The sequence below is a fragment of the Pseudomonas sp. GW456-E7 genome, from assembly GCF_059424105.1.
Window position 1 is genome coordinate 15473 of record NZ_JBWKZB010000033.1, and the last position, 22807, is coordinate 38279.

Annotated in this window: 23 protein-coding genes and 1 pseudogene; 16 read left to right on the plus strand and 8 right to left on the minus strand. The window is 54.2% G+C overall.

Annotated elements, in window-relative coordinates:
- Window positions 1-54: 54 nt before the first annotated feature.
- The 4 genes from AC07YV_RS20085 to AC07YV_RS20100 all read right to left on the minus strand — a co-directional run bounded on the left by AC07YV_RS20085 (window position 55) and on the right by AC07YV_RS20100 (window position 3628).
- Window positions 55-966 (minus strand): SDR family oxidoreductase, encoded by a 912-nt coding sequence (locus AC07YV_RS20085; protein ID WP_102701464.1) that lies wholly within the window; start codon window positions 964-966, stop codon window positions 55-57.
- Window positions 967-1261: 295 nt separating this feature from the next.
- The gene (locus AC07YV_RS20090) at window positions 1262-2164 is read right to left on the minus strand and encodes an alpha/beta fold hydrolase (RefSeq protein ID WP_102701465.1); all 903 of its coding nucleotides are present in this window, start codon (window positions 2162-2164) and stop codon (window positions 1262-1264) included.
- Window positions 2164-2946, minus strand: coding sequence for a class II aldolase/adducin family protein (locus AC07YV_RS20095; protein ID WP_102701466.1), 783 nt, complete (start codon window positions 2944-2946; stop codon window positions 2164-2166). The genes AC07YV_RS20090 and AC07YV_RS20095 overlap by 1 nt, the downstream gene beginning before the upstream one ends.
- Before the next feature lie 226 nt (window positions 2947-3172).
- Window positions 3173-3628, minus strand: coding sequence for a flavodoxin (locus AC07YV_RS20100; protein ID WP_102701467.1), 456 nt, complete (start codon window positions 3626-3628; stop codon window positions 3173-3175).
- A gap of 102 nt (window positions 3629-3730) precedes the next feature.
- Here AC07YV_RS20100 and AC07YV_RS20105 point away from each other — a divergent pair, with 102 nt between their 5' ends.
- Together AC07YV_RS20105 and AC07YV_RS20110 are read left to right on the plus strand one after the other, a co-directional pair.
- Complete coding sequence (locus AC07YV_RS20105; RefSeq protein ID WP_102701468.1) at window positions 3731-4207, plus strand: PAS domain S-box protein; 477 nt, start codon at window positions 3731-3733, stop codon at window positions 4205-4207.
- 54 nt (window positions 4208-4261) lie between these two features.
- Window positions 4262-4867: a hypothetical protein gene (locus AC07YV_RS20110; RefSeq protein ID WP_102701469.1), complete on the plus strand. Its 606-nt coding sequence runs from the start codon at window positions 4262-4264 to the stop codon at window positions 4865-4867.
- A 3-nt stretch (window positions 4868-4870) separates the two neighbouring features.
- Here AC07YV_RS20110 and AC07YV_RS20115 read toward each other — a convergent pair whose 3' ends face one another.
- The gene (locus tag AC07YV_RS20115) at window positions 4871-5830 is read right to left on the minus strand and encodes a MerR family transcriptional regulator (RefSeq protein WP_102701470.1); all 960 of its coding nucleotides are present in this window, start codon (window positions 5828-5830) and stop codon (window positions 4871-4873) included.
- Window positions 5831-6053: 223 nt separating this feature from the next.
- On the opposite strand from AC07YV_RS20115, the gene AC07YV_RS20120 reads away from it, so the two are divergent.
- The 7 genes from AC07YV_RS20120 to AC07YV_RS20150 all read left to right on the plus strand — a co-directional run bounded on the left by AC07YV_RS20120 (window position 6054) and on the right by AC07YV_RS20150 (window position 10691).
- Entirely contained in the window at window positions 6054-6623 is a 570-nt protein-coding gene (locus tag AC07YV_RS20120) for an antibiotic biosynthesis monooxygenase (protein WP_102701471.1), read from the plus strand.
- Window positions 6624-6794: 171 nt separating this feature from the next.
- Window positions 6795-7505 (plus strand): dihydromonapterin reductase, encoded by a 711-nt coding sequence (folM, locus tag AC07YV_RS20125; protein WP_102701472.1) that lies wholly within the window; start codon window positions 6795-6797, stop codon window positions 7503-7505.
- Between the two features lie 20 nt (window positions 7506-7525).
- On the plus strand, window positions 7526-8086 hold the full coding sequence (folE, locus tag AC07YV_RS20130; RefSeq protein WP_102701473.1) for a GTP cyclohydrolase I FolE: 561 nt from the start codon (window positions 7526-7528) through the stop codon (window positions 8084-8086).
- Window positions 8087-8088: 2 nt separating this feature from the next.
- Window positions 8089-8460 (plus strand): dihydroneopterin triphosphate 2'-epimerase, encoded by a 372-nt coding sequence (gene folX / locus AC07YV_RS20135; protein ID WP_007970304.1) that lies wholly within the window; start codon window positions 8089-8091, stop codon window positions 8458-8460.
- A 104-nt stretch (window positions 8461-8564) separates the two neighbouring features.
- Window positions 8565-8861, plus strand: coding sequence for a DUF1244 domain-containing protein (locus AC07YV_RS20140; RefSeq protein ID WP_102701474.1), 297 nt, complete (start codon window positions 8565-8567; stop codon window positions 8859-8861).
- A complete protein-coding gene (locus AC07YV_RS20145; protein WP_102701475.1) occupies window positions 8854-9192 on the plus strand; it encodes a HopJ type III effector protein in 339 nt (112 codons plus the stop codon). The genes AC07YV_RS20140 and AC07YV_RS20145 overlap by 8 nt, the downstream gene beginning before the upstream one ends.
- Window positions 9193-9440: 248 nt before the next feature.
- Entirely contained in the window at window positions 9441-10691 is a 1251-nt protein-coding gene (locus tag AC07YV_RS20150) for a 2-aminoadipate transaminase (protein WP_102701476.1), read from the plus strand.
- Window positions 10692-10864: 173 nt separating this feature from the next.
- On the opposite strand, the gene trxB is transcribed toward AC07YV_RS20150, so the two are convergent.
- Window positions 10865-11821, minus strand: a complete 957-nt coding sequence (gene trxB / locus AC07YV_RS20155) for a thioredoxin-disulfide reductase (RefSeq protein ID WP_102701477.1) — start codon at window positions 11819-11821, stop codon at window positions 10865-10867.
- A gap of 315 nt (window positions 11822-12136) precedes the next feature.
- Here trxB and cysZ point away from each other — a divergent pair, with 315 nt between their 5' ends.
- The 3 genes from cysZ to AC07YV_RS20170 all read left to right on the plus strand — a co-directional run bounded on the left by cysZ (window position 12137) and on the right by AC07YV_RS20170 (window position 16203).
- A complete protein-coding gene (gene cysZ / locus AC07YV_RS20160) occupies window positions 12137-12889 on the plus strand; it encodes a sulfate transporter CysZ (RefSeq protein ID WP_102701478.1) in 753 nt (250 codons plus the stop codon).
- A gap of 87 nt (window positions 12890-12976) precedes the next feature.
- The gene (locus tag AC07YV_RS20165; protein ID WP_146025399.1) at window positions 12977-14338 is read left to right on the plus strand and encodes a site-specific integrase; all 1362 of its coding nucleotides are present in this window, start codon (window positions 12977-12979) and stop codon (window positions 14336-14338) included.
- Between the two features lie 404 nt (window positions 14339-14742).
- The gene (locus AC07YV_RS20170; RefSeq protein ID WP_146025400.1) at window positions 14743-16203 is read left to right on the plus strand and encodes a DEAD/DEAH box helicase; all 1461 of its coding nucleotides are present in this window, start codon (window positions 14743-14745) and stop codon (window positions 16201-16203) included.
- Between the two features lie 634 nt (window positions 16204-16837).
- Here the strand turns inward: AC07YV_RS20170 and AC07YV_RS20175 are convergent.
- Window positions 16838-17140: pseudogene (locus AC07YV_RS20175) on the minus strand (energy transducer TonB); the annotation flags it as partial.
- Window positions 17141-17676: 536 nt separating this feature from the next.
- The gene (locus AC07YV_RS20180; RefSeq protein ID WP_102701482.1) at window positions 17677-17901 is read right to left on the minus strand and encodes a hypothetical protein; all 225 of its coding nucleotides are present in this window, start codon (window positions 17899-17901) and stop codon (window positions 17677-17679) included.
- 126 nt (window positions 17902-18027) lie between these two features.
- Between AC07YV_RS20180 and AC07YV_RS20185 the strand changes: the two genes are divergently transcribed.
- The 4 genes from AC07YV_RS20185 (at window position 18028) to AC07YV_RS20200 (ending at window position 22211) form a co-directional block, all read left to right on the plus strand.
- Window positions 18028-18279, plus strand: coding sequence for a helix-turn-helix domain-containing protein (locus AC07YV_RS20185; RefSeq protein ID WP_102701483.1), 252 nt, complete (start codon window positions 18028-18030; stop codon window positions 18277-18279).
- Between the two features lie 492 nt (window positions 18280-18771).
- Window positions 18772-20739: an ATP-binding protein gene (locus AC07YV_RS20190; protein ID WP_102701484.1), complete on the plus strand. Its 1968-nt coding sequence runs from the start codon at window positions 18772-18774 to the stop codon at window positions 20737-20739.
- Window positions 20740-21292: 553 nt separating this feature from the next.
- A complete protein-coding gene (locus AC07YV_RS20195) occupies window positions 21293-21502 on the plus strand; it encodes a hypothetical protein (protein ID WP_102701497.1) in 210 nt (69 codons plus the stop codon).
- Window positions 21503-21632: 130 nt separating this feature from the next.
- Window positions 21633-22211, plus strand: a complete 579-nt coding sequence (locus AC07YV_RS20200) for a recombinase family protein (protein WP_102701485.1) — start codon at window positions 21633-21635, stop codon at window positions 22209-22211.
- The last annotated feature ends 596 nt before the right edge of the window (window positions 22212-22807 follow it).

Genomic DNA, 22807 nt, shown 5'->3' on the forward strand with positions numbered 1-22807 from the left:
AACCGACAAATGCGGTTACCGGCAAGGTCAATCAATGTGACCTTGCCGGCATTGTCAGAGCGAATACTTCTGCAAATTCCCCATCATTTCCTTCAGCGCCTCTATGTTGTCCTTCGGATGCGCCGCACCTTCGAAGTCGCAAATCTGCTGCCAGTGCGCCGCCACGTCTTCCGGGGAGAAACCGCTCCGTGGATCGAACCCGACACCGAGGCTGCGCTCCCAGCGGACCTTGCCCATCCAGCCGCCGCCGACCTCGAACAGACCGGAAGTTTCCTGGCAGTTCTCGCTGGCCAGGTACACCACCAGCGGGCTGACCAGCTCCGGCTTGAGCTGTTCGAAGACTTGCGGCGGGATCAGGCCTTCGGTCATGCGTGTGCCGCCGGTAGGGGCGATGGCGTTGACCAGGATGTTGTTCTTGCGGCCTTCGATGGCCAGAGTGCGGGTCAGGCCATAGAGACCGAGCTTGGCCATGCCGTAGTTGGACTGGCCGAAATTGCCATAGATACCCGAAGTCGACGCGGTGAAAATCACCCGGCCGTAGTTCTGTTCACGCATGTGCGGCCAGGCGGCACGGGTGACTTTGTAGGCACCTTCGACGTGGACGCGGTAAACCAGGTCCCAGTCGGCGTCTTCCATTTTGTGGAAGGTCTTGTCACGCAGGATCCCGGCGTTGTTGACCACCACATCGACGCGACCGAAGACGTCCAGGGCGTGCTGGACCAGTTTGTCACCATCCGTGACCGAGTCGTGGTTGGCCTCGGCGATGCCGCCGGCCTCGCGAATGTCCGCTACCACGCGGGCGGCGGCCGAGGCACTGGCGCCTTCGCCCTGGGTCGAGCCGCCCAGGTCGTTGACCAGAACCCTGGCGCCCTGTTTGGCGAACAGCAGCGCATGCGCCCGTCCCAGGCCGCCACCGGCACCGGTAATGATCACGACTTTATCTTCGAAGCGCACAGGCTCATTCATGGGGGGACTCCAGCAGGCCAAGGGACGATGAGTCCGAGTGTCCGGCACGGCGCAGCGGGTCACAATCAATACGGGGGAGGCTGAATGGTGCGCGATAAGGCTGGGAGATGATGATCGCGTCAACAGGTTGCGCGGCCCTTGTGGCGAGGGAGCTTGCTCCCGTCGGGTCGCGAAGCGGCCCTGAGGCATTCAACCCGGGACACAGGTTTTACGACTGCTTCGCAGCCGAACGGGACGGTGCGGCGATCCGACAAGCCCCCTCGCCACAGAGGCAGAGCGGGTTCAACGCTGCGAATCAGGAGCAGGCGACTTTGCGCGGTGGGGAAAGCAATTGATCGCGAAACGCCAGGTAATGCCTGAGGACCTCGCAGGGTGCCTCGATCTGCGGGTAATGACCGATGTCGGGCAATACCACGGTGTCCGCATCCGGGATCAGTTCCCGGTAACGCTCGACCATATGCACACCGGAGATCGGATCGACCCCGCCATCGATCACTCGCAGCGGCACTTCACCGCGTTGCATCGCGCTCACCCAGCGGTTGCGCCAGACCCGTCGCTCCGGGATGTAGGCGATCAACTTGTGCATGATCCGAGGCCCACGCTGGCATTCGACCAGGCTCCAGAAGTCATCCATCTGGCTTTCACTGGGACGGGTTTGCGGGCCGAAAATCTGCCGAAAGCTTCTCACCAGTCCATCACGGCTGAAGGCACGGCCAATCATCCAGCCCAAAGGGCTGAGCAAGAGCTTCTGCATCAATACCGGGCGGTGGGTTTCCGGAAACAACCCGCCGTTGAGAAACACACAACTGGCCAGCTCCACCCGCGATTCGTAATGTCGGGCCAGCAGTTCCTGGGCCACGCTGTCGCCATAGTCGTGGGCGAACAGGTGCACCGGCTGTTCGACATTCAGGTGCTCAAGCAGTGCCTGTTGCAGATCCGCTTGCTCCAGCAGGCTGTATTCGTGGTTCGCCGGTTTGGCCGAATCGCCGAAGCCCAGCATGTCGCAAGCGATCACGCGAAAGCGCTGGGTCAATGGCTGCCACAGGTAATGCCAGTCCCAGCTGGCGGACGGGAAACCGTGAATCAGCAACAGCGGCTCGCCCTGACCCGCCGTCCAGTAACGGATGCTGTGGCCACGGAACAAGAACGTCTGGCTGCGTTTGCGCCAGACACACAGAGGAATCTCGGCGAGTGCCATCAGAGTTTATAACCCGGGTCCAGTTTATCGAGCTTGCGCAGCAGCGCCGGCCACGCCAGCGCTCCGCCCATTCCTTGAGCACTTCGGGTGACACCCGCGATCATGGCTTTGGCGCCGGCCAGGATCTGCGGTTCGATGGCAATCAGCTCAGCCGCACCGTTTTGTGCCATGACCTGAATGTCGCAGGCACGTTGAAAGGTAAACATCATCAGGAACGTATCGGCGATGGTGCTGCCGCAGGTCAGCAGACCGTGGTTATGCAGCATCAGGAAATTGTTTTCACCGAGGTCGGCCTGCAGCCGCACCTTCTCTTCATGGTTGAGCGCCACACCTTCGTAGGCGTGGTAGGCCAGGCTGGAAAGCACGAACAACGATTGTTGGCTGATCGGCAGTACGCCCTGCTTCTGTGCCGAGACCGCCACCCCTGAAGCCGTGTGGGTGTGCAGCACACAAACCACATCGTGACGCACTTCATGCACGGCGCTGTGGATGGTGTAACCCGCCGGATTGATCTCGTAAGGACTGTCCATCAACTTGTTGCCAGCCTGATCCACCTTGACCAGGCTCGACGCAGTCATTTCGTGAAACATCAACCCGAACGGGTTGATCAGGAAATCTTCGGTGCCGGGCACCTTGGCGGAGATGTGGGTAAAGATCAGGTCATCCCAACCGTGTTGAGCGACCAGGCGATAACAGGCCGCAAGGTCAACGCGAGTCTGCCACTCGGCAGCACTGACCTGGTCTTTGACACTGTGTGGCGATTGGACAGGAGCGACAGTCACGGCAAGGAGCCTCGGTTTTTTATTATGGAGTGTTTCCTATGTTCATCGAGTCTAGTCAGCCCTTGAGGTTCGTGTAGTTGCATTGGCAGCCAGCTTGGTGGCCTTACGAGTCAGTCGCCCTGCCACCCATGGATCCCTGTCAAACGACCGGCGCCAGCGATGGTCTGACAGGCAGTTTTTTTACCGTACTGTCAGAACCCTGACTGGCATGGATGTCGGAGTAACGTCAGGTGCGCAGTGCGCTGATCAAGTCCGCCAGCCAAGGCTCGGCGTCCGTCTCTGGGGTCACGCTCTCGCTGGCATCCAGGCGTAGCATCGGTAGTACTTCGCGAATGCCCAGTTCACCGAACAATTCGCGCATTTGCTCGCCGCCGCCACAAAAAGTATCGCCATAGCTCGCATCGCCCAGCCCGATCACCGCCCCCGGCAAACCGCGCCAGGCTGCTGGCAATTGGTCACGAATGGTCGAATACAGTGGTTGCAGATTGTCCGGCAGCTCACCCATGCCGGTGGTCGAGGTCACCGCCAGAAAGGCTTCGGGGCCAAACGCCTGGACGTCGGCGAGGGTCGCACGCGGGTTGTGCCAGGTTTCGAAACCGGCGGCTTTCAACAGGCTGGCGGCGTGGCGGGCAACTTCTTCGGCCGTGCCGTACACCGAGCCGGAAATGATGGCGACTTTCATCAATCTGATCCTGAATCCGAGTAAAAGACCCGGATATTAACACCACAGTCGTGATTATTCTTTTAGAATGCAATTGACAATCAATCAGGAAAGGATGCTCCGATGATTAATGCTCAACTGCTGCAAATGGTGATCAACGCCTCCAACGACGGCATCGTGATTGCCGAAAAGGAAGGCGATCAGGACAAAATCCTCATTTACGTCAACCCCGCGTTCGAACGCCTGACGGGGTACTCCAGCGAAGAGATCCTCTATCAGGATTGTCGTTTCCTGCAGTCAGGGGACCGCGACCAGGAAGCCCTGCCGTTGATTCGCAACGCCTTGAACAGTGAAGGTTCCTGCCGGGAAATACTGCGCAACTACCGCAAGGACGGCACACCGTTCTGGAATGAGCTGTCCCTTTCAACAGTGAAAAATCCAGCGGACGGGCAAACCTATTTTGTCGGTGTGCAAAAAGACGTCACGGTGCAAGTCAAGGCACAACAGCGCGTGGCACAGTTGGAGCGGCAGGTCACTGAACTCCAGGCGGAGCTTGCTGCGCTCAAGGCGACGAACGGCGCAAACGAAACTCAGAATTAATGGTCAGTAACTACAATCACCAATAACTTTGTAACTATACCTTTCGAGCTGGCCATGCAACGCGACGCGCTCCTGACCCAGGATGAGCTGGATTTCATCCAGACCATGCAACACAACCCGCAACTCAATGTGCGGGATGCGACGTCGAGCCTGCTCGTCAACGGTGGATCGCAAATCCGTGACCTGCTTACCCGCCTGGCGGCCCATGAGCAGGTCACCATTCAAGCCAGCTTCGAAAACCAGCAAATAACCTTCCCCCTGCACCTGGTGGAAGACGAATTCCATGCGCTGCATTTGCGTCTCGGCGTGCCGAGCATCTATGAAGACGGGCCGATGGTCCGGCCTTGGCGTCTGGTACTGGACGAGCCGGTAGCGTTGGAAAACGCCCAGGGTCAACCCGGCACCCTGTGGGTACACGAAGTGTCGTGCAAAGGGGTTTTGCTGGAGGTTCGCAACAAGACCAAGCCACCGAAGCATTTCGCCTTGTGGTTCAGCCCCTCAGGCTATGAGCGGATTGCCTTGCGCGGCACCTTCGAGAAAGAAAACGAACAGGGCTTCTACGCCTATCAACTGAACCAGAGCGATACGGACGAAACCGAGCGTCTGCGCCAGTTCATCCTGCAACAGCATCGTCTGACTCATCCAACGCTGCATCTCTGAACTTCAAGTATCCAGAGTTCCCGCCAGGAACTGCTTCAGACGCTGGCCCATGACCTTCCCTTCATTGCCCAGGCAACCAATCGATGACCCGGCCAGGCTTTCCTGCGCCAGGTCAGAAGCATCACCGGCCAACAACAGTCGACACTCCAGGCCCATGGCCAGGCGATTCAAGCGCCGCGGCAACTCGGCGTTCGGCACCTGATTGGAAAACAGCACCAGTGCCATGGGCTTGATCCTTTCACACATCAGCGCCAGTTCCTCGAATGGCTGGCCTATGTTCAATACGCGTATGGCCGAAGGCCCGGAACTCAGGAACAGGGCGGCAACCAACAGTTCCAGCTCCCGGCAGTGACCATTCAGGGCACAGATGACCACGCGACGCGGCTGTTTCTCGCGCGTCAACAGCAAGCGCTGCACTACCCGGGAACGCAGAAAACCATCCAGGAACAGCCACTCGCTGGTTACGCCGAACTGGTCCTGGCGTTGCATCAACTGCTTCCAGACGGGGATCAGAATGTCCTGAAACACCACCGACAGGGCGTAACTGGAAAAGATTTGCCCGTAGAGCTGCTCCAGCCGAAGGTCGTCAAACCCGTTGACCGCCGCAAGAACCTGTTGCTGCCACTGCGCGTAATCGGCTTCCACGAGGCTGTTGGGGATGATGTGCGACAACGCCTGGAGCGGCTCGGTCCTGGCCAGGATCTTGCCGATCCTGCTGACCGCAACACCGCGTTCGATCCAGCCGAGAATGCTGCGAACGCGCTCAATATCGGTCAGCGAGTACAGGCGATGCCCGCTTTCGGTGCGTGTGGGAACAATCAGGCCATAACGTCGCTCCCAAGCGCGAAGCGTGACCGGGTTGACACCTGTCAGGCGCGCCACCTCGCGAATGGGGAAGAGCTCTTCCTGTTCGAGAGCGACGGCCTGAGTGGATCCTGATGCGACGTCTGTCTGTATCGGCATTCTGTTGAAACATCCCTGTATCGTCCGCGCGTTATTCTAACGCCCCCACCCCGTAAAGTTTCCGTAAAAAATCGATACTGCGGATGAGCGGATAAACGTCACAGACGCCACGGGCAGAATCAGGAATAATCCTTGCTTGTTTCAAGTCGCAGCCCACCACCCCGGCGCTGCGCCTGGCGAAGCGCCTATCCGGAGCGACGCAAATGCCTCATGGAGATACACAATGTCTACCCCACCCGTCACGCTGATGGTTGCGCGCCGCGTTGCCAATGGACGTTATCAGGACCTGATCGCCTGGCTGCGCGAAGGCGAACAACTGGCCACCGATTTTCCCGGCTACCTCGGCTCCGGCGTACTCGCACCGCCGCCCGACGATGACGAATTCCAGATTATCTTCCGCTTCGCCGATGAGCAGACCCTGCACGCCTGGGAACATTCCGTCTCTCGCAGCGCCTGGCTCGGACGCGGTAGCGACCTGTTCGCCCACCCGACAGAACACCGGGTCAGCGGCATCGAAGGCTGGTTTGGCGTCGTCGGCCAACGCCCGCCACGCTGGAAGCAGGCCGTGGCGATCTGGCTGGCGTTCTTTCCGGTCTCGCTGCTGTTCAACTTTGTGCTGGGGCCGCTGATCAGTGACATGAGCCTGCTGCCGCGGGTGTTCATCAGCACGCTGTGCCTGACGCCGCTGATGGTTTACTTGTTCATTCCGTTGTCGACCCGTTTGCTGGCCAATTGGCTGAACAGTGCGCCAGCTCGACCGCTGCCCGCAGAACCCACCGTCCAAAATCGCTGATCCCCCTGTGGGAGCGAGCTTGCTCGCGATGAGGGCGTGTCAGTCAACATATGTGTCGTCTGACAGTCCGCAATCGCGAGCAAGCTCGCTCCCACAGTTGTTTCCCCCCGCAATAGGTAGAGCGCTCCCGTCGCTGGTATAGTTTTGCTCTCACCGCGATGCGAGCCGTTCATGACTTCTTCCGCAGCCCCCATCCTGATTACCGGCGCCGGCCAGCGTGTCGGTTTGCACTGCGCCCGGCGACTGCTGGAAGACGGCCATCGCGTGATTTTCAGCTACCGCCGCGAGCGGCCCGGCGTACAAGCCCTGCGCGACCTGGGGGCCACCGCCGTGTTCGCGGACTTCGCCAGCGAAACCGGAATCCTCGCCTTCATCAGTGAACTGAAAACCCACACCGACTGTTTGCGGGCGATTGTCCACAACGCCTCCGAATGGCTGGCCGAAACACCGGACACCGACGCCGCCGCATTCACCCGCATGTTCAGCGTGCACATGCTGGCGCCCTACCTGATCAACCTGCATTGCGCCGACCTGCTGCAACGCTCAAGCCCCGCAGACATCGTGCACATCAGCGATGACGTGACCCGCAAGGGCAGCAGCAAGCACATCGGCTATTGCGCCAGCAAAGCCGGACTCGACAGCCTGACCCTGTCCTTCGCCGCCAGGTACGCGCCGGACATCAAGGTCAACGGGATTGCGCCGGCCCTGCTACTGTTCAACCCTGAAGACGACGCGGCCTACCGCGCCAAGGCACTGGCCAAGTCCGCGCTGGGCATCGAGCCTGGCTGCGAAGTGATCTACCAGAGCCTGCGCTATCTGCTCGACAACCCTTATGTCACCGGCACCACCCTGACCGTCAACGGCGGAAGGCACATCAAATAAGTGTCCCGCGAGGATTCTCCATGACGTTATCCCTGCCCCAGAATTATCGAGAGATCCTCATCGGCCTCGGTGAAAATCCAGACCGCGAAGGCCTGCTCGACACCCCGGTGCGCGCAGCCAAAGCCATGCAGTACCTTTGCCATGGTTACGAACAAAGTGTCGAAGAGATCGTCAATGGCGCGCTGTTCGCCTCCGACAACGATGAAATGGTGATCGTCGACAACATCGAGCTGTACTCGCTTTGCGAACACCATATGCTGCCCTTCATCGGCAAGGCGCATGTGGCTTATATTCCAACCGGCAAGGTGCTGGGGCTGTCGAAGATTGCGCGGCTGGTGGACATGTTCGCCCGGCGCCTGCAAATCCAGGAAAACCTCACCCGGCAAATCGCCGATGCCGTGCAACAGGTGACCGGTGCGGCAGGCGTCGCAGTGGTCATCGAAGCGCAGCACATGTGCATGATGATGCGCGGCGTCGAGAAACAGAATTCGACCATGAACACCTCGGTGATGCTCGGCGCCTTCCGCGAGTCGAGCAACACCCGCCAGGAGTTCCTGCAATTGATTGGACGGAGCAAGTAGCAATGCCACAACTTCAGCCAGGCATGGCACGCATCCGGGTCAAAGACCTGTGCCTGCGTACCTTCATCGGCATCAATGAGGATGAAATCCTCAACAAGCAGGATGTGCTGATCAACCTCACCATTCTGTACGCGGCCCAGGAAGCGGTACGTGACAACGACATCGATCACGCGCTGAACTACCGCACGATCACCAAGGCGATCATCGCCCACGTGGAAGGCAACCGCTTTGCGCTGCTCGAACGCCTGACCCAGGAAATTCTCGACCTGGTGATGGCCAACGCATCGGTGCTCTACGCCGAAGTCGAGGTCGACAAGCCCCACGCGCTGCGATTCGCCGAGTCGGTGTCGATAACACTCGCGGCAAGCCGCTAAGCTTCAAGCTTCAAGCTTCAAGCTTCAAGCGGTAAGCTAGAAGCCACCGCAATCCATCTTGCAGCTTGAAGCCTGTCGCTCAAAGCTGTCTCGCAGAGACCCCCATGACCGATCAACAACGCCTGGAACTCGAAGCCGCCGCCTTTCGTCGGCTGGTGGCCCACCTGGACAGCCGCAAGGATGTGCAGAACATCGACCTGATGAACCTCTCGGGCTTCTGCCGCAACTGCCTGTCCAAGTGGTACAAGGCGGCGGCCGACGAGCGCCAGATCGACGTCAGCCTCGACGAAGCCCGCGAAGTGGTTTACGGCATGCCGTACGCCGAATGGAAAGCCCAATATCAGCTAGAAGCCAGCGCCGAACAACAGGCGGCGTTCGCCAAAGGAAAACCCAATGAGTGATTTGAACACCCTGCGCGCCAGCCTCAACAGCGGCGAACACGCCTTCGCCGATACCTTGGCTTTCATTGCTGGCGGTTACGACTACCAGCCTCAGGCCTTCAACAACGGTGGTGTGGAAAACACGGCCGGGCAGAACGAAGGCTCGTGCAAGACCCTGGGTCTGGCGCTGCTCGAAGGCTTGAGCGATGAAGAAGCCCTGTTGGCGTTCGGCGAGCATTACCGCTCGGTGCTGGCAACGCCAGAAGGCAGCGACCACGGCAACATCCGTGCGCTGATTGCCCACGGCCTGGCGGGTGTGAAGTTCGCCCAACAGCCGCTGACTCGTCGCTGATTTGATTTGTAGGAGCGAGCCCGCTCGCGATGGACTGAAGAACGCCACGGGGTGTCAGGCTCCCAGCGTCATCGTTCACCACCATCGCGAGCAAGCTCGCTCCTACAGGTTTTGCGTTCATGGCGCGGAATTGATCACAAGCACAACCCGACTTTTAAGATTGACCCGGCAACTTTATTTCGTTTGCCCCGTAGCACCGCACACGGCTTAGATAAATAGAAGTCCTCCTTCTTCCGAGCCGGTCATTCATGCGCAGCGAAACCATCAGCCAGTCGATCAACATCGTTCACCCTGTCACGCTCAGCCACGGCAAGAATGCCGAGGTCTGGGACACCGATGGCAAGCGCTACATCGACTTTGTCGGCGGCATTGGCGTGTTGAACCTCGGCCATTGCCATCCGCGCATCGTCGAGGCCATTCGCGAACAAGCCACGCGGCTGACCCACTATGCGTTCAACGCGGCGCCCCATGTGCCTTACCTCGAACTGATGGATCGCCTCAGTGCGTTCATGCCGATGGGTTACCCGGTCAGCGGCATGCTCACCAACAGCGGCGCGGAAGCGGCGGAAAACGCCCTGAAGATCGTCCGTGGCGCCACCGGTCGCAGCGCGGTGATCGCCTTCGACGGCGCATTCCACGGCCGCACACTGGCTACCCTCAACCTCAATGGCAAAGTGGCGCCCTACAAACAGAAAATCGGCGTGCTGCCAGGGCCGGTGTATCACCTTCCCTTCCCCAGCCAGGACAACGGCGTCAGCTGCGCCGAGGCCTTCAAAGCCATGGAGCGTCTGTTCAGCGTCGAGATCGATGTCGAAGACGTCGCCTGCTTTATCGTCGAACCGGTGCAGGGCGAAGCGGGCTTCCTGGCGATGGACGTCGAGTTCGCCCAGGCGCTGCGCAAGTTCTGCGACGACAAGGGCATTGTGCTGATCGCCGATGAAATCCAGTCTGGTTTCGGTCGCACCGGCCAGCGCTTCGCATTCTCACGGCTGGGCATCGAGCCGGATCTGGTCCTGCTCGGCAAAAGCATCGCCGGCGGCGTGCCACTGGGGGCGGTGGTCGGGCGCAAATCGTTTTTGGATAACCTGCCCAAGGGTGGACTCGGTGGCACTTACTCCGGCAATCCCATCGCCTGCGCCGCCGCGCTGGCGACGCTGGATGAAATGAGCGATACCAACCTGCACGCCTGGGGCACACAACAGGAAGAAGCGATTGTCGGCCGCTATGAAACCTGGCGCGCGAACGGCCTGACGCCGTATCTGGGCCGCCTGACCGGGATCGGTGCGATGCGCGGCATCGAGCTGATCAACGCCGATGGCTCACCCGCCCCGGCACAATTGACCCAACTGCTGGCTTTGGCGCGGAATGCGGGCCTGCTGCTGATGCCCAGTGGCAAATCGCGGCACATCATTCGCTTGCTGGCGCCGTTGACCATCGAGGCGGCGGTGCTGGAAGAAGGGCTGGATATTCTTGAAGCCTGTCTTGCAAAACTGACCTGAACACTATCCCTGTGGGAGCGGGCTTGCTCGCGAAAGCGGTGGATCAGCCAGCATCAATATTGAATGACACACCGCCTTCGCGAGCAAGCCCGCTCCCACACCGGAGTGTTATCAAGCATTAAATCGTGGGCATAAAAAAACCGGCCGAGGCCGGTTTTTTTACCAAAACAGAATCAAGCGTTCTGCAGATTGTCGAGGTAACGCTCGGCATCCAGTGCCGCCATGCAACCGGCGCCAGCCGAGGTGATGGCCTGACGGTACACGTGGTCGGCCACGTCACCGGCGGCGAAGATGCCTTCGAGGCTGGTGGTGGTGGCGTTGCCGTCACGGCCGCCCTGCACAACCAGGTAACCGTCTTTCAACGTCAGCTGGCCTTCGAACAGCGAAGTGTTCGGGGTGTGGCCGATGGCGATGAACACGCCGTCGACTTTCACTTCGTCGAAGCTGCCGTCGTTGTTCTTCAGGCGGGCACCGGTCACGCCCATGTTGTCGCCCAGTACTTCGTCCAGGGTCGCATTCAGCTTCAGCTCGATCTTGCCTTCGGCAACACGGGCGTTCAGCTTGTCGATCAGGATCTTCTCGGCGCGGAAGGTTTCGCGACGGTGGATCAGGGTGACTTTGCTGGCGATGTTGGCCAGGTACAGGGCTTCTTCGACAGCAGTGTTGCCACCGCCGACCACAGCTACCGGCTTGTTGCGATAGAAGAAACCGTCGCAGGTTGCGCAGGCGGAGACGCCTTTGCCCATGAACGCTTCTTCGGACGGCAGGCCCAGGTAACGAGCACTGGCGCCGGTGGCGATGATCAGGGCGTCGCAGGTGTAGGTCGCACTGTCACCAGTCAGGGTGTATGGCTTGGCAGCGAAGTCCACGGCATTGATGTGATCGAAAACGATCTCGGTTTCAAAGCGTTCGGCGTGCTCGCGCATCCGCTCCATCAGCGCCGGGCCGGTCAGGCCGTGGACGTCGCCCGGCCAGTTGTCGACTTCGGTGGTGGTGGTCAGTTGACCGCCGGCCTGCATGCCGGTGATCAGCAGTGGCTTGAGGTTGGCACGGGCGGCATAGACCGCAGCGCTGTAACCGGCAGGGCCGGAACCGAGAATAATCACTCGCGAATGACGGACTTCAGACATGACCTGCTCCTGTTGACCGGCCCGGAACACCTGGCGCGGAACGCCGGATTGCCGGCTGGAATAAAAAAGAACGGTTGAAAGCACTTGGGGAAGGCTTGAACCCGACCGTCCTGTAAAAAGATTGGGTGCAGCGTATCGAGGGGGCGAAGATTAAGGAAATACGGATTAACAATCCAGCTCATAGGTGGTCTCTATGCAATCTGCCCGACGATATCGACGTCTTTGTTACAGTGGATGTCGATACCGCCACCGCGCTTTCGCCTGTGAAGCAAAGCCGGTAAGGTCGGCGCGTTTTCCCTCTGCCCGGAGCACCTTATGCCCGCCCCTGTTCTGTCCGGCCCGCAATACCTGCGCGAAGGCCTCAAGCTGGTGCTGAGCCCCAGCCTGCGTTTGTTTGTGTTGTTGCCGCTGGCGATCAACCTGGTGCTGTTCGTCGGATTGATCTACCTGGCCGGCCATCAATTCAGCCTGTGGGTCGATACGCTGATGCCGTCCCTGCCCGACTGGCTGAGTTTTCTCAGCTACATCCTCTGGCCGCTGTTCGTGGTGCTCGTCGTGCTGATGGTGTTCTTCACTTTCACCATGCTCGCCAACGTCATTGCCGCGCCATTCAACGGCTTCCTCGCGGAGAAAGTCGAAGTGGTGGTGCGCGGCACCGATGATTTTCCGGCCTTCAGCTGGGGCGAACTGATTGCGATGATCCCGCGCACCCTGGCCCGGGAAATGCGCAAACTGGGCTACTTCCTGCCGCGGGCGATCGGGCTGTTCATCCTCTCGTTCATCCCGGTGGTGAACATCATCGCCGCGCCACTATGGCTATTGTTCGGGGTGTGGATGATGGCGATCCAGTACATCGACTACCCGGCGGACAACCACAAGCTGGGCTGGAACGAGATGCTTGGCTGGCTGCGCGAGAAGCGCTGGCAAAGCATGGGTTTCGGCGGCAGCGTGTACCTGGTGCTGCTGATTCCGGTGGTCAATATCCTGATGATGCCGGCCGCCGTGGCCGGGGCGACGCTGTTCTGGGTACGTGAACGTGGCGCGGAAAACCTGGTGGTCCAGCGCTGATTCGGTCGTGACTGACTGGAAGAATCCGGTCGCTACTCATACTTGAACTGCCCTTTCCCAGCCAACTGATACACAAGGCTGGTACATATGGCACTGATAGCACAACCGTTCCGGCACCCCGACTCTGGTATCTATTACCTACGACGCAGGGTGCCGGATGACATCCGACAGGTGATCGGCAAAACTGAAATTCGCCGTTCACTGAACACACGAAACCATCAACAAGCGAAGGCTGCATTTGTAAGCGCATATGCAGAGTCCGAACGTTTTTTTCAACAGGTGCGCAGCGGCCATTCGTGCCAGATTCCTTCACCACGTTTTAATCCGCATTCAATCCCGATCTGTACCCATGCGACCACCGCGAGTGAAAGCGAAAGCCCACCCTCCAGCCCCCCCCTAAGGCTCTCGGAAGCGTTTATTGGTTACGTTGAATCATTAGCGTTGGGAAACAAACCTGCCCATGTAGTCCGTCGCCATACAGTCGACTACAAGCGATCCGTTGATCGATTCATAGCACTGATGGGCGACCGTGCCATGGCGGAAATTGGACAACCGCAAATCCAGGACTTCGCCGGAAAGCTAACTAAGTCCGTGGTCAAGCACAGCAATATGCCACTGGCGACATCTTCGATTCGACTAATTATCGCCCGACTATCATCCGTGTTTTCTTATGCTGTGGATGCGGGCTTGATTGATTTCAATCCGGTGAGTGCATCACGTATCCACAAACGCTTAGGGCCAGCAAAACCGAAACGCCTACTCGAAGATGCCAAAGGGTACGAATGGAGCGAGCTTGTAACCCTTTTTAGTCAGCCTGAATTCAAAGCATTACGGTATACATCCGGCCGTCCCGGTAACGCGCTGTTTTGGTTGCCGCTAATCGCAGCTTACACCGGAGCACGACGTGAAGAGATCAGCCAGTTGTACGTTTGCGATTTTCGTCAAGACGCCGAGGGACATTGGTTTATCAGGATCGACGATGATAAGCCGGACAAGTCCGTCAAAACGGAAGGCAGTCGACGCGATGTGCCCCTGCATGACGACCTGCTAAATCTGGGAATTCTAGAGTTGGTGAAAGACAAGGACCATGAATCTCGCTTATTCCCCCAACTGATTAAGGTATCCGACGGCTTCGCGGGTATCGTTTCCAAAGCATGGCGCCCGTTGGTCATTCGTTGGGGCGTCTACCGAAAAGGGCGGCACCCCCTTCACGGCTTTCGACATACCTTCAAGACCACGGCCAGAAAGGTTGGGATTCCCAAAGAAGTAAGTGATTGGATAACAGGCCATGCACGATCAAGTGAAGGTGATCGATATGGGAATAACCCGTTGTCTAGAATGGCCGAAGAAATTCGGAAGCTGCCAAGCATCGCAAAATCTGCGGGGCTATTAACTTCTAATGCCAGTCTAAGCCAGGAACGGGAACGGGAACGGGAACGGGAATTATGACGCTAGCCGTGCCCAGGACCGAAGCTAAGGTAATTTAGAATCACATTCAGCCCGCAAAAACGTATGACGTTCCCAAGACATCAACGCGAAACTGCGGGCCACCTACGAATTCGTCACACAAAAGCAAGTTATCTTACCCACGCGTAATTTTATATAAATACGCCTTCAACACTCCACACTCCATTCAAACCACCGTGACATTGATACAAACCCGCAGACAAATGGGCACTATACCACCACACCAATCATGCAAAACCGAACCAGCAATTGATAAAAACTAAATAACTTCAATTAACGTCATAAAGCTAATATTCACCACCTCAGAACACTCATCCTGGTTCAATGTTTAGAATCGCAATTTCTTGTGCCATCATATAAGCAACAACACCAACCCAGGATTAAAAATGAACAAAACAATCAATGTCGCATTAGCTAGACCCGGCACAGGTAAAACCTGGGCAGCTTGCAAAGCCGCACGCGAATGGATCACAAGTGGAAGAAAGGTTCTCTTCGTAGTTCCGACCAAATTATTAGCCGCCGAAGTATGCACCGAATTATTTGATTGCAACCCATTAAAAATTGAAAGCCAGCCCAACGACCCATCAATTGCAAAGTTGAATAAGCATCTCTGCCCCGCTGAACTGACCCCGTTAATTGTATGTCAGCACGCCGCATTTCATCGATGCAGCAAAAAAAACCTTAGACACTGGATCGTAATCGTTGACGAGTTACCTAACCACATCCAAGTCTATCCAACACCAATCGCATCAAATCAATTAGCTGTATTTCAATTTCTTGACGTAGACAAAGAAAACAAAATGTTCATCAAGGACGGCTGCGTCAGGAAGCTTATTAAACATGTAAGAGACTACGAGAAGGAAGGAGCGAAGACAAGCTCGGTATCATTGCTGAGTGCTGCCGCCTATAGAATTTGCAAGGCGGTCATCGACCAAACCGATGTCTACGTGTCCGATTATGGAAATAAGCAAAAGCTCATCTATTACGCCGAAGAAAGCGGCTTCTTACAAAGGTTCCCCCATTGCAAAGAAGTTCACTTACTATCGGCAACTTGGGATGGATCATTGTTTGAATGGTTTGCCACCGCGCAGGGGTTTATGACAAAGCAATCAATTCTGACGCCTAGTCCTCCGCCAGAGCACCAGCAAAATATCAGGATTATTCCGTTACTGAGTCAGAACCAATGCAGCAAAAATGTCTTGGAGTCCTTGTCATATGTCAACGACAACCATAATCCTACACAAATTAGGAACATTCAGGTTATCGCCAATAAAGTTTCGAAAAATATTGGTAATAATGGCAAATGTTTGGTTTTCGCTCATGACTGGGCAAATCTTGATGCACCTGAAAATTTTACTATGTGTAAGCTCGACAGTCGTGGATTGAACGCTTACACCAATGAATCCAATGTATTATGCTTATTTCATGGCAATCCGCTTCCAACTGCAACCAAGGCATTCGAGGCGTTAGCCAAAAAATATACAGGCTGTCACAAATCGTTAATCAATGCGTGGAAACGTACACACTTGTACGAACGAACCCTGCAAAACATTTATCGTTGTTCACTTCGCGTTAGGAACTCGTTAACGGACGTCAGCCTCTTTGTCCAAGACGAATCGGTAGCAGACTATCTAACTCAAACTTATTTGCAAACCGCAAAGATTGATAAGTGCCTGATTAAAGAATATAAATCACCGAAGAAAAGAGGCCGGGCTGGCGAACCCGAAGAACCAACAGCAATCGCGTTACTAACATCGGGTTTAAAACCCTCTAAAGTGGCGGAACAAACTGGAATCTCAGTTAGAAAAATCTACGAATACCAGCGAAAGCTGAAAGCTGCGGCATAACAATGATAACCGGTTTTGGTCCTGATCCAAAATTTGGGAATTTCCTTAAAGACCTTTAAGGAATTACCCAAAAAACTGCGAACAGAAAATTTAAAGTTAAAGTTAGTCGTGAGCGAATGCGAACGATTCGGAGCGAAGGCGACGAACAGTCAAAGCCATTGAAAGCTAATAATAACTATACAACTATAATCTGTTCCCTTGCTACGCAAGGAAAACTCGCTACGCGTCGTGAATTCATTTGTTCCAATAAACTCCGCTATACTCATTCTAAAGCTATCAATATAACCTGTACCGTACCGAACATACTTGGGTTACCCCATGCCGTTCGGACCTTTCCAAACGCCCTAGGATGGGGTTTAACCCGCGTTGACCTTGCCGGACATGCTCTGGTTGTCCCATGTTGTTCAGACCTTTCCAAACGCACTAGGATGGGGTTTAACCCGCGTTGACCTTGCCGGACATGCTTTGGTGCCGGGAGGTGCGGATTAGGTACCATCAGGTACCGGTAGCAGCTAGCTGGTAGAACGTACCAGCTAGCTTTGTAAGCTGCCTACATAAGCTGGCCTTTCGGGATACGGTTTAGATTTGGCATTTTTAAATAATCGGATGTCGTGCGGACAGGCTACGACTCCAGTTATAGAGCTAAATCATCCGGTGTAAGTGTCAAACTGAATGAACGGTGTGAATTTATGTCACTTGGCTTCATGTCCTGAACTTCGTTCAATCGCCCAATATTCCGAATGGCTGCCACAACAGAATGATCATATGGATTGTCACCACTTGATTTCGTGATTTCAGTCGACGTGATGGTTCCGTCGGCCCCCATACCAATTCGAACTGTTGTGGCCATGCCACGTCGTGCACTGGGAGGTCGAGCCCAGCCTTCTGATGCTCTGGCCTTGATCAAATCGTCAAAACTCACGGCCGCATCCATGCCGTAGATCACTTCAGGTCGTGCCCTGCCCAACGCGATGTTTGGCGGAATCGCGATGCAATTTACAAGGTAAACCCCAATTCCAAATTCGACCCTCATGCAGTGAAAAAACATTTCGCGGCCCGCGTCGATGCCGGCAGCGAATTCAAGGTTCGTCTGCAATTCACCGCCCTCCAATTGGTTTCCCACGACCTTCCATGATGCGGCCTGAACGGGCGCCAAAATCGCTGTCACCGCTGTTTTCTTACCGTAATCCAAAATGAAATTTGCATTACCGTTGTCCGCGACGATTTTACCGATACGACCGTGGTAGAGCCCAGGCTTCGCATATTTGATTTCTGCACGCGGCTGATTTGCCTGCCAGTCGTTGAAGATTTGTGTGGGGTCTATGGCTTTGGAAAAATTCCAATCCGTGGATTCAACGACATTCAATAAGCGTGCATTGAAGTAGCTCGATGCTCCGTTATCGAAATCGGCTTGGGCGACGCATGAGACTGACAGCAACGCGATAATCAATGGATATTTCATCTGTGCTCCTGTTACGGGCGGGGAAGGACTTGGGCACGCAGACGTTGCAAAGTCGAGGGAACCCCAGCCAAGAACATGATTAACGCTACTAGCAGCATCACAGAGCCAACCAGGACACCAACGCCCAGCGCCTGCCGGATATTCCAGACATAGCCAAGCTCCATGGCAAAAATGCCGGTCATGCTGGCCAACGGCATGCTTAAAGTTGCGATGAACATTGCGATGTAAAGCTTCATATCGGTTCCTTGATCAAGATGCTGCCCAACCCAGTGCTGGTCATTTTCCGGAAATAAAATATCTGAAATTCAGATATCTGAAAACCAGATATAGGTTGTAAGGCTGCTCAGCTACTGGACAGCCACATGCCGAAGGCTATTTACCGACCGGAATACGACGTTTTTTTGACCCTGCTGAAAGCACGGCGAATCGATGCTGGACTGACACAGGTACAGTGTTCAGCCGCTTTAGGAAGGCCACAATCTTTCATGAGCGATGTTGAGCGAGGGGTTCGTCGACTGGATATCATCCAGATTTACGACCTGTGCGCGGTGCTTGGATGCGACGTTGTTGAATTGATTAAAGACTTCAGAGACCAAATTCCCGTGTTCAAGTGACAGCACCTTCTAGTGGTTACAGCTTTGTGTCTTACGCTCTACCCCGTCGATTAGTATCGGGCGTTTTGTAACCATCACTCCGAACGTCTGACCTGCAGCGGAGGACAGCAATCGGCAGATTCTGTTGAAAAAGTCAGACTGGTCTTTCAAGACAAAAAAGTACGCGTATGAAATTCTGATCAACCGCACGGGCACTCGGATTCAGATTTCACGCAGGAGAATGGAAAAAGGCGTATCAGTAGATCAGACGTCTAGCTGTTTGAGAAAATCGAATATTTCAACAGTGTCGGCCAGAAGCAGATGGTCGGACGCGTTTGGGATATCAGGGGCGAACTAGGACTAACTCTATCGATAACACCACTCCAATAAAATTATACAATAGTTGATTTTCCGGCCCACTGGTAACGTCCTGCTAATGAAAAACCATTCTGGACTCCCGTGTTGGGTGCTCTGATACCGAAGCCGATCAAATGCCGATCTAAAGGAATTGTAATGAAGCTAGAGTCATGGGATCCGCTCACCAGCGGTCAAGATGTAGATGCAGAGATTTTGTTTGCTGCAAAGAAGCGTGAAATCAAGAACATCTTGAAGTCCTACGTTGGTATGTATGACTCTTTTTCCGAACTCATTCAAAATTCTATGGATGCCGTGGACCGCCGCGCAACTGAGCTTCAGGAACCAGACTACACTCCAAAGCTTTGGTTGACTGTAAATCTTGAAGAAAACTCTTTTTCCATAACTGATAATGGCATTGGCTTCAACGAAAAAGAATTTAAAGCATTCCTCGCTCCAAATATCTCCTTTAAAAACGGCGGGCAAACGAGGGGCAACAAAGGAGTTGGGGCTACCTACATAGGCTATGGCTTCGACTACCTACAATTTGGCACAAAAGTACCAGGGCATACGTTTCACGGGGAGCTTTTGAAAGGCCGTGACTGGGTTGAAGACTTTCACGGTATTGTGACGCGCCCCATGGTTACATCCTCGGAAATTGCTGACCCAACGTTCGCTGAAATACCTAGAGGATCGACTTTTAAAATAAAATTCGGCGGGCTCAGCACTCGCCCAAAAGATCTGTCCTGGTACTCCGCCACCACTGCAGAACAATGGTTATACCTACTACTTATCAAAACACCACTCGGTGCAATAACATTTGCATCAGAAAGTTCAAAGATTAAATTTCAGCTTAAAGTTGTTAACAAGCAAGGTGGTGTTTCAACTCTTTCTGAACAAAGCTGCAGCTACATTTACCCCCACTTGAAATTAAGTGCAAGCGTCAATCTCAAAGACGTATTGGCAGTTCAGAAAAAACTTCAATCCCAAGGAAAGGATTCATCTGACCTTCCGATGAAGTTTCTGAAAGCTAATGGAATATATGAGTTTTTTAGCACTGAAGACTTGCTTTCTTTGCTATCACCCAACGACAAGTTTGACTCACTAATCAGTCAGTACCAGATTTCAGCATACGGCTACTTTGCTTACTCTACGTCCATTTGGGATCAGTTTAATGATGAGCTTGCGAAGCTAAGAAAGCTGTATAGGGTCTTGAAAGGTGGTCTACAGCTCGCTAACAACCAGATGATACAGGGTGAATTGATCACAATTCCTCTGACATCTAATATCGGCCATCAAAACCAGTGCCACGTCATTGTCCACTTCGTAGATGCAGATCCAGATTTAGGACGCAAAGGGTTTCAACCTGAATTAAAAGAAGCTGCAGAACAGATTTCAGTGGAGATCGTGAAGCGTTTTCAGAAATGGCGACGCCTACTAAGAACAGACACCGGCGCCAAGAATGACATAACTAGGGAGGGCTCTCTTCATGACTGGGTACGAGCTCAAGAAGCCCATGAAATTGAAAGACCACTGAGCCTCACCAACAAAAATTTCTTTGCGCCAACCAATGAAATTTCAATAACATCCGAGCCTGTCTCAGAACAGGATGTGATTGTACTTTTCAATCAGTTAGTCGCTGGCGGAGTAATACGAGGCATCAAGTTATTAGCCACAAGTCAAACGCAGCAGTATGATGGGGTTTTTAAGTTCATCATCAGAGACCCCCTTTCCAATCATGAATATGACAAAGAAAACAATCCACTGGGTGTTCAACAACTTCAATACAGCAAAGAATACACCAGCCCTCCAAAGATTCTTGAGTACAAATTCAATATTGACGCACTGATCCGTGAGTTCGAGTCCGAGTACAAAAGCGAGAAAGAAATCCATCTTGCCATTGCATGGGAATTAGGATCGGAGTGTCAACGAAATTACGATGTCGTTTCGCTTTTAGATCTCGACAACCTACACTTACGCGACTATCACGGAATCACTCACATTTTAAACTCTGCAACAACTAAGTTCTACGTAATCGTTCTTAAAGAGCTAATCGATTACTTAAACTCAGTAGAAGGAGTTCAGGAGTATCACCGTAAGACGTATAGCGGCGAGCTGTTCGACTGATCTGCCACTGTGAACAGCTTGGGATTGCTACCTGATATCAGCTCTGCTGATCTGTCAGCGTCCCAAGCTGATAAGGAAAGTTTGACTCCCTTGGCCCGCGCCCCGTATTTCATCTTCCTCTGGCGGTGCTTGCACGCAACGATGAACTCGGGTCCGTAGTGGGGTACGTTTAGTACTTACCAATGCGCGGCAGGTCCTATCCCCATCCTCGTATCCACAAGCCATATTCATGTTGTTGCAACGGAACATAAGTTAGGATGGTTAGTTTTTCACGGCCCACCTGGAAGCCTTCATTTTTGCTTCGTCTCGGCTACCAATCAGGTTAACTTTTGACCCGTTGCGGTTAGCCGCGAGAGTCCGCTTGGTGGAAGTCTGCCGTTCGCGTAAACGAGGTATGATTGTCCAACTTGACGCTAATGGCCGGTCTCTAGAAACGGATGGATTGATCAGCTATTGCTCATCAATTGATTGGCAGTACCAGATGTTTTTGATCACATATTCGGCAGAGTCAGTAACACAATTCCACGCCGCACAATTCCCAAGGATGATTTGCATGTCTGACGCTAATGAAGCCATTGCCAGTGCACTAGAGTTGCTGATGATCAGCCAGAACGGTATCGGTGCCGCCATCGAAGAGCTTGCCAAGTGGGTTGCTGAAAGAGGCTCTACAGACGTGGCAGACAACGCAGTGACTGCCTTAGAGGTCTTGGACACTAATGCCGAAGGGATCGCTAGCGCTATCCGTTTACTACGCCAGGAATAAAGGGATCATCAAACGTCCGTTTTAAGATCCCAAGATAACTGAGACAAAAAAGGAATCATTAAAATAACCTTTTATAACGAGTGATACCATGCTAGCGTGATACTACGTTTAGTGATCCCTTAGGTGTCTCATGTCCCGCGTCTTTCTTTACGCTCGTGTCTCAACCGTTAACCAATTCACCGAGAACCAGTTGCAAGAAGTGAAAGCGGCGGGATTTGATGTTCAACCCAGTCGGGTGGTAGAAGAAACCATTTCAGGCAGCGTTGCCGCCAAGGAGCGTGCTGGATTTCAGAAATTGCTAGAGCGCATGGAGTCATCGGACGTTCTAATCGTGACCAAGCTGGATCGTTTAGGCCGCAATGCGATGGATGTCCGATCCACCGTTGAATATCTCGCTGAAAATGGTATTCGAGTCCACTGCCTAGCCTTAGGGGGTGTAGACCTGACATCGGCAGCCGGAAAAATGACAATGCAGGTTTTAGGGGCCGTTGCTGAATTCGAAAGGGACTTGTTAATTGAACGCACGCAGTCGGGTCTAAGACGCGCTAAAGCAGAAGGTAAAAAGCTAGGACGCCCTGCCGCTGATGACACCACAGCAGCTGTACAGAAAGCAAAAGCACAGAATAAGACACAAACACAGGTAGCATCCGAACTGAATATCGGCATTGCCACTGTAAAGCGACACTGGAATAAGACGTGCCAGAAATAGCGAAAACCCGTGTCCGCATCAATAAAAGAAACGACAAAAAATCACCAAGCCAGGGCTTGGTGATTAATTCAACTTGTCGTAGTTAGCGAGGCAAGCTACGGAGGTGCTGCGTCACGTCCTCCCACCTCCCAAAACGAAAGCGGCGATACTGATGCACGAGAACACATTTGGAACCGGAGCCGATTGGCATGATGGTAATTCCTTTGATAAATGAGCTAATTCGCACTCATCCAGAAACGACCACCAGTCAGTAACCAATTGACAGAAAGCCTATCAATTGGCTAAATGGCGCCCTTCTCCAGATTCGTGCATTTACAAATGCGTGCGTCGGAGGGAGTGCGGGTAGCCGCGCTACGTTTGGCGACAGAAACGTGGCTACTCGCAAGCATTCTTCAGCGGAACCCTCTTAATTGAGGGTTTTTGCGTTTGTGTCGTCACGATACTCATTCTTCGCCGCAATAGCAAGCACCAAATCGCGCAGGACCTCATCTAAGCCGCGCCACTACAAAACCACACACACACACAACATGTGCGCAAAACGCTCCTGTGACGCGTCACAGCGCCTTACAGATGCCACTTTCATCCATTTATAAGCC

Coding starts and splice junctions, on each gene's coding strand:
- AC07YV_RS20120 (WP_102701471.1), top strand. CDS start 6,054: ATGTCTACCCCACCCGTCACGCTGATGGTTGCGCGCCGCGTTGCCAAT.
- AC07YV_RS20170 (WP_146025400.1), top strand. CDS start 14,743: ATGAACAAAACAATCAATGTCGCATTAGCTAGACCCGGCACAGGTAAA.
- AC07YV_RS20115 (WP_102701470.1), bottom strand. CDS start 5,830: ATGCCGATACAGACAGACGTCGCATCAGGATCCACTCAGGCCGTCGCT.
- AC07YV_RS20090 (WP_102701465.1), bottom strand. CDS start 2,164: ATGGCACTCGCCGAGATTCCTCTGTGTGTCTGGCGCAAACGCAGCCAG.
- AC07YV_RS20110 (WP_102701469.1), top strand. CDS start 4,262: ATGCAACGCGACGCGCTCCTGACCCAGGATGAGCTGGATTTCATCCAG.
- AC07YV_RS20185 (WP_102701483.1), top strand. CDS start 18,028: ATGCCGAAGGCTATTTACCGACCGGAATACGACGTTTTTTTGACCCTG.
- AC07YV_RS20100 (WP_102701467.1), bottom strand. CDS start 3,628: ATGAAAGTCGCCATCATTTCCGGCTCGGTGTACGGCACGGCCGAAGAA.
- AC07YV_RS20180 (WP_102701482.1), bottom strand. CDS start 17,901: ATGAAGCTTTACATCGCAATGTTCATCGCAACTTTAAGCATGCCGTTG.
- AC07YV_RS20195 (WP_102701497.1), top strand. CDS start 21,293: ATGTCTGACGCTAATGAAGCCATTGCCAGTGCACTAGAGTTGCTGATG.
- cysZ (WP_102701478.1), top strand. CDS start 12,137: ATGCCCGCCCCTGTTCTGTCCGGCCCGCAATACCTGCGCGAAGGCCTC.
- AC07YV_RS20105 (WP_102701468.1), top strand. CDS start 3,731: ATGATTAATGCTCAACTGCTGCAAATGGTGATCAACGCCTCCAACGAC.
- folE (WP_102701473.1), top strand. CDS start 7,526: ATGACGTTATCCCTGCCCCAGAATTATCGAGAGATCCTCATCGGCCTC.
- AC07YV_RS20085 (WP_102701464.1), bottom strand. CDS start 966: ATGAATGAGCCTGTGCGCTTCGAAGATAAAGTCGTGATCATTACCGGT.
- AC07YV_RS20140 (WP_102701474.1), top strand. CDS start 8,565: ATGACCGATCAACAACGCCTGGAACTCGAAGCCGCCGCCTTTCGTCGG.
- folM (WP_102701472.1), top strand. CDS start 6,795: ATGACTTCTTCCGCAGCCCCCATCCTGATTACCGGCGCCGGCCAGCGT.
- AC07YV_RS20190 (WP_102701484.1), top strand. CDS start 18,772: ATGAAGCTAGAGTCATGGGATCCGCTCACCAGCGGTCAAGATGTAGAT.
- folX (WP_007970304.1), top strand. CDS start 8,089: ATGCCACAACTTCAGCCAGGCATGGCACGCATCCGGGTCAAAGACCTG.
- AC07YV_RS20200 (WP_102701485.1), top strand. CDS start 21,633: ATGTCCCGCGTCTTTCTTTACGCTCGTGTCTCAACCGTTAACCAATTC.
- AC07YV_RS20165 (WP_146025399.1), top strand. CDS start 12,977: ATGGCACTGATAGCACAACCGTTCCGGCACCCCGACTCTGGTATCTAT.
- AC07YV_RS20150 (WP_102701476.1), top strand. CDS start 9,441: ATGCGCAGCGAAACCATCAGCCAGTCGATCAACATCGTTCACCCTGTC.
- trxB (WP_102701477.1), bottom strand. CDS start 11,821: ATGTCTGAAGTCCGTCATTCGCGAGTGATTATTCTCGGTTCCGGCCCT.
- AC07YV_RS20145 (WP_102701475.1), top strand. CDS start 8,854: ATGAGTGATTTGAACACCCTGCGCGCCAGCCTCAACAGCGGCGAACAC.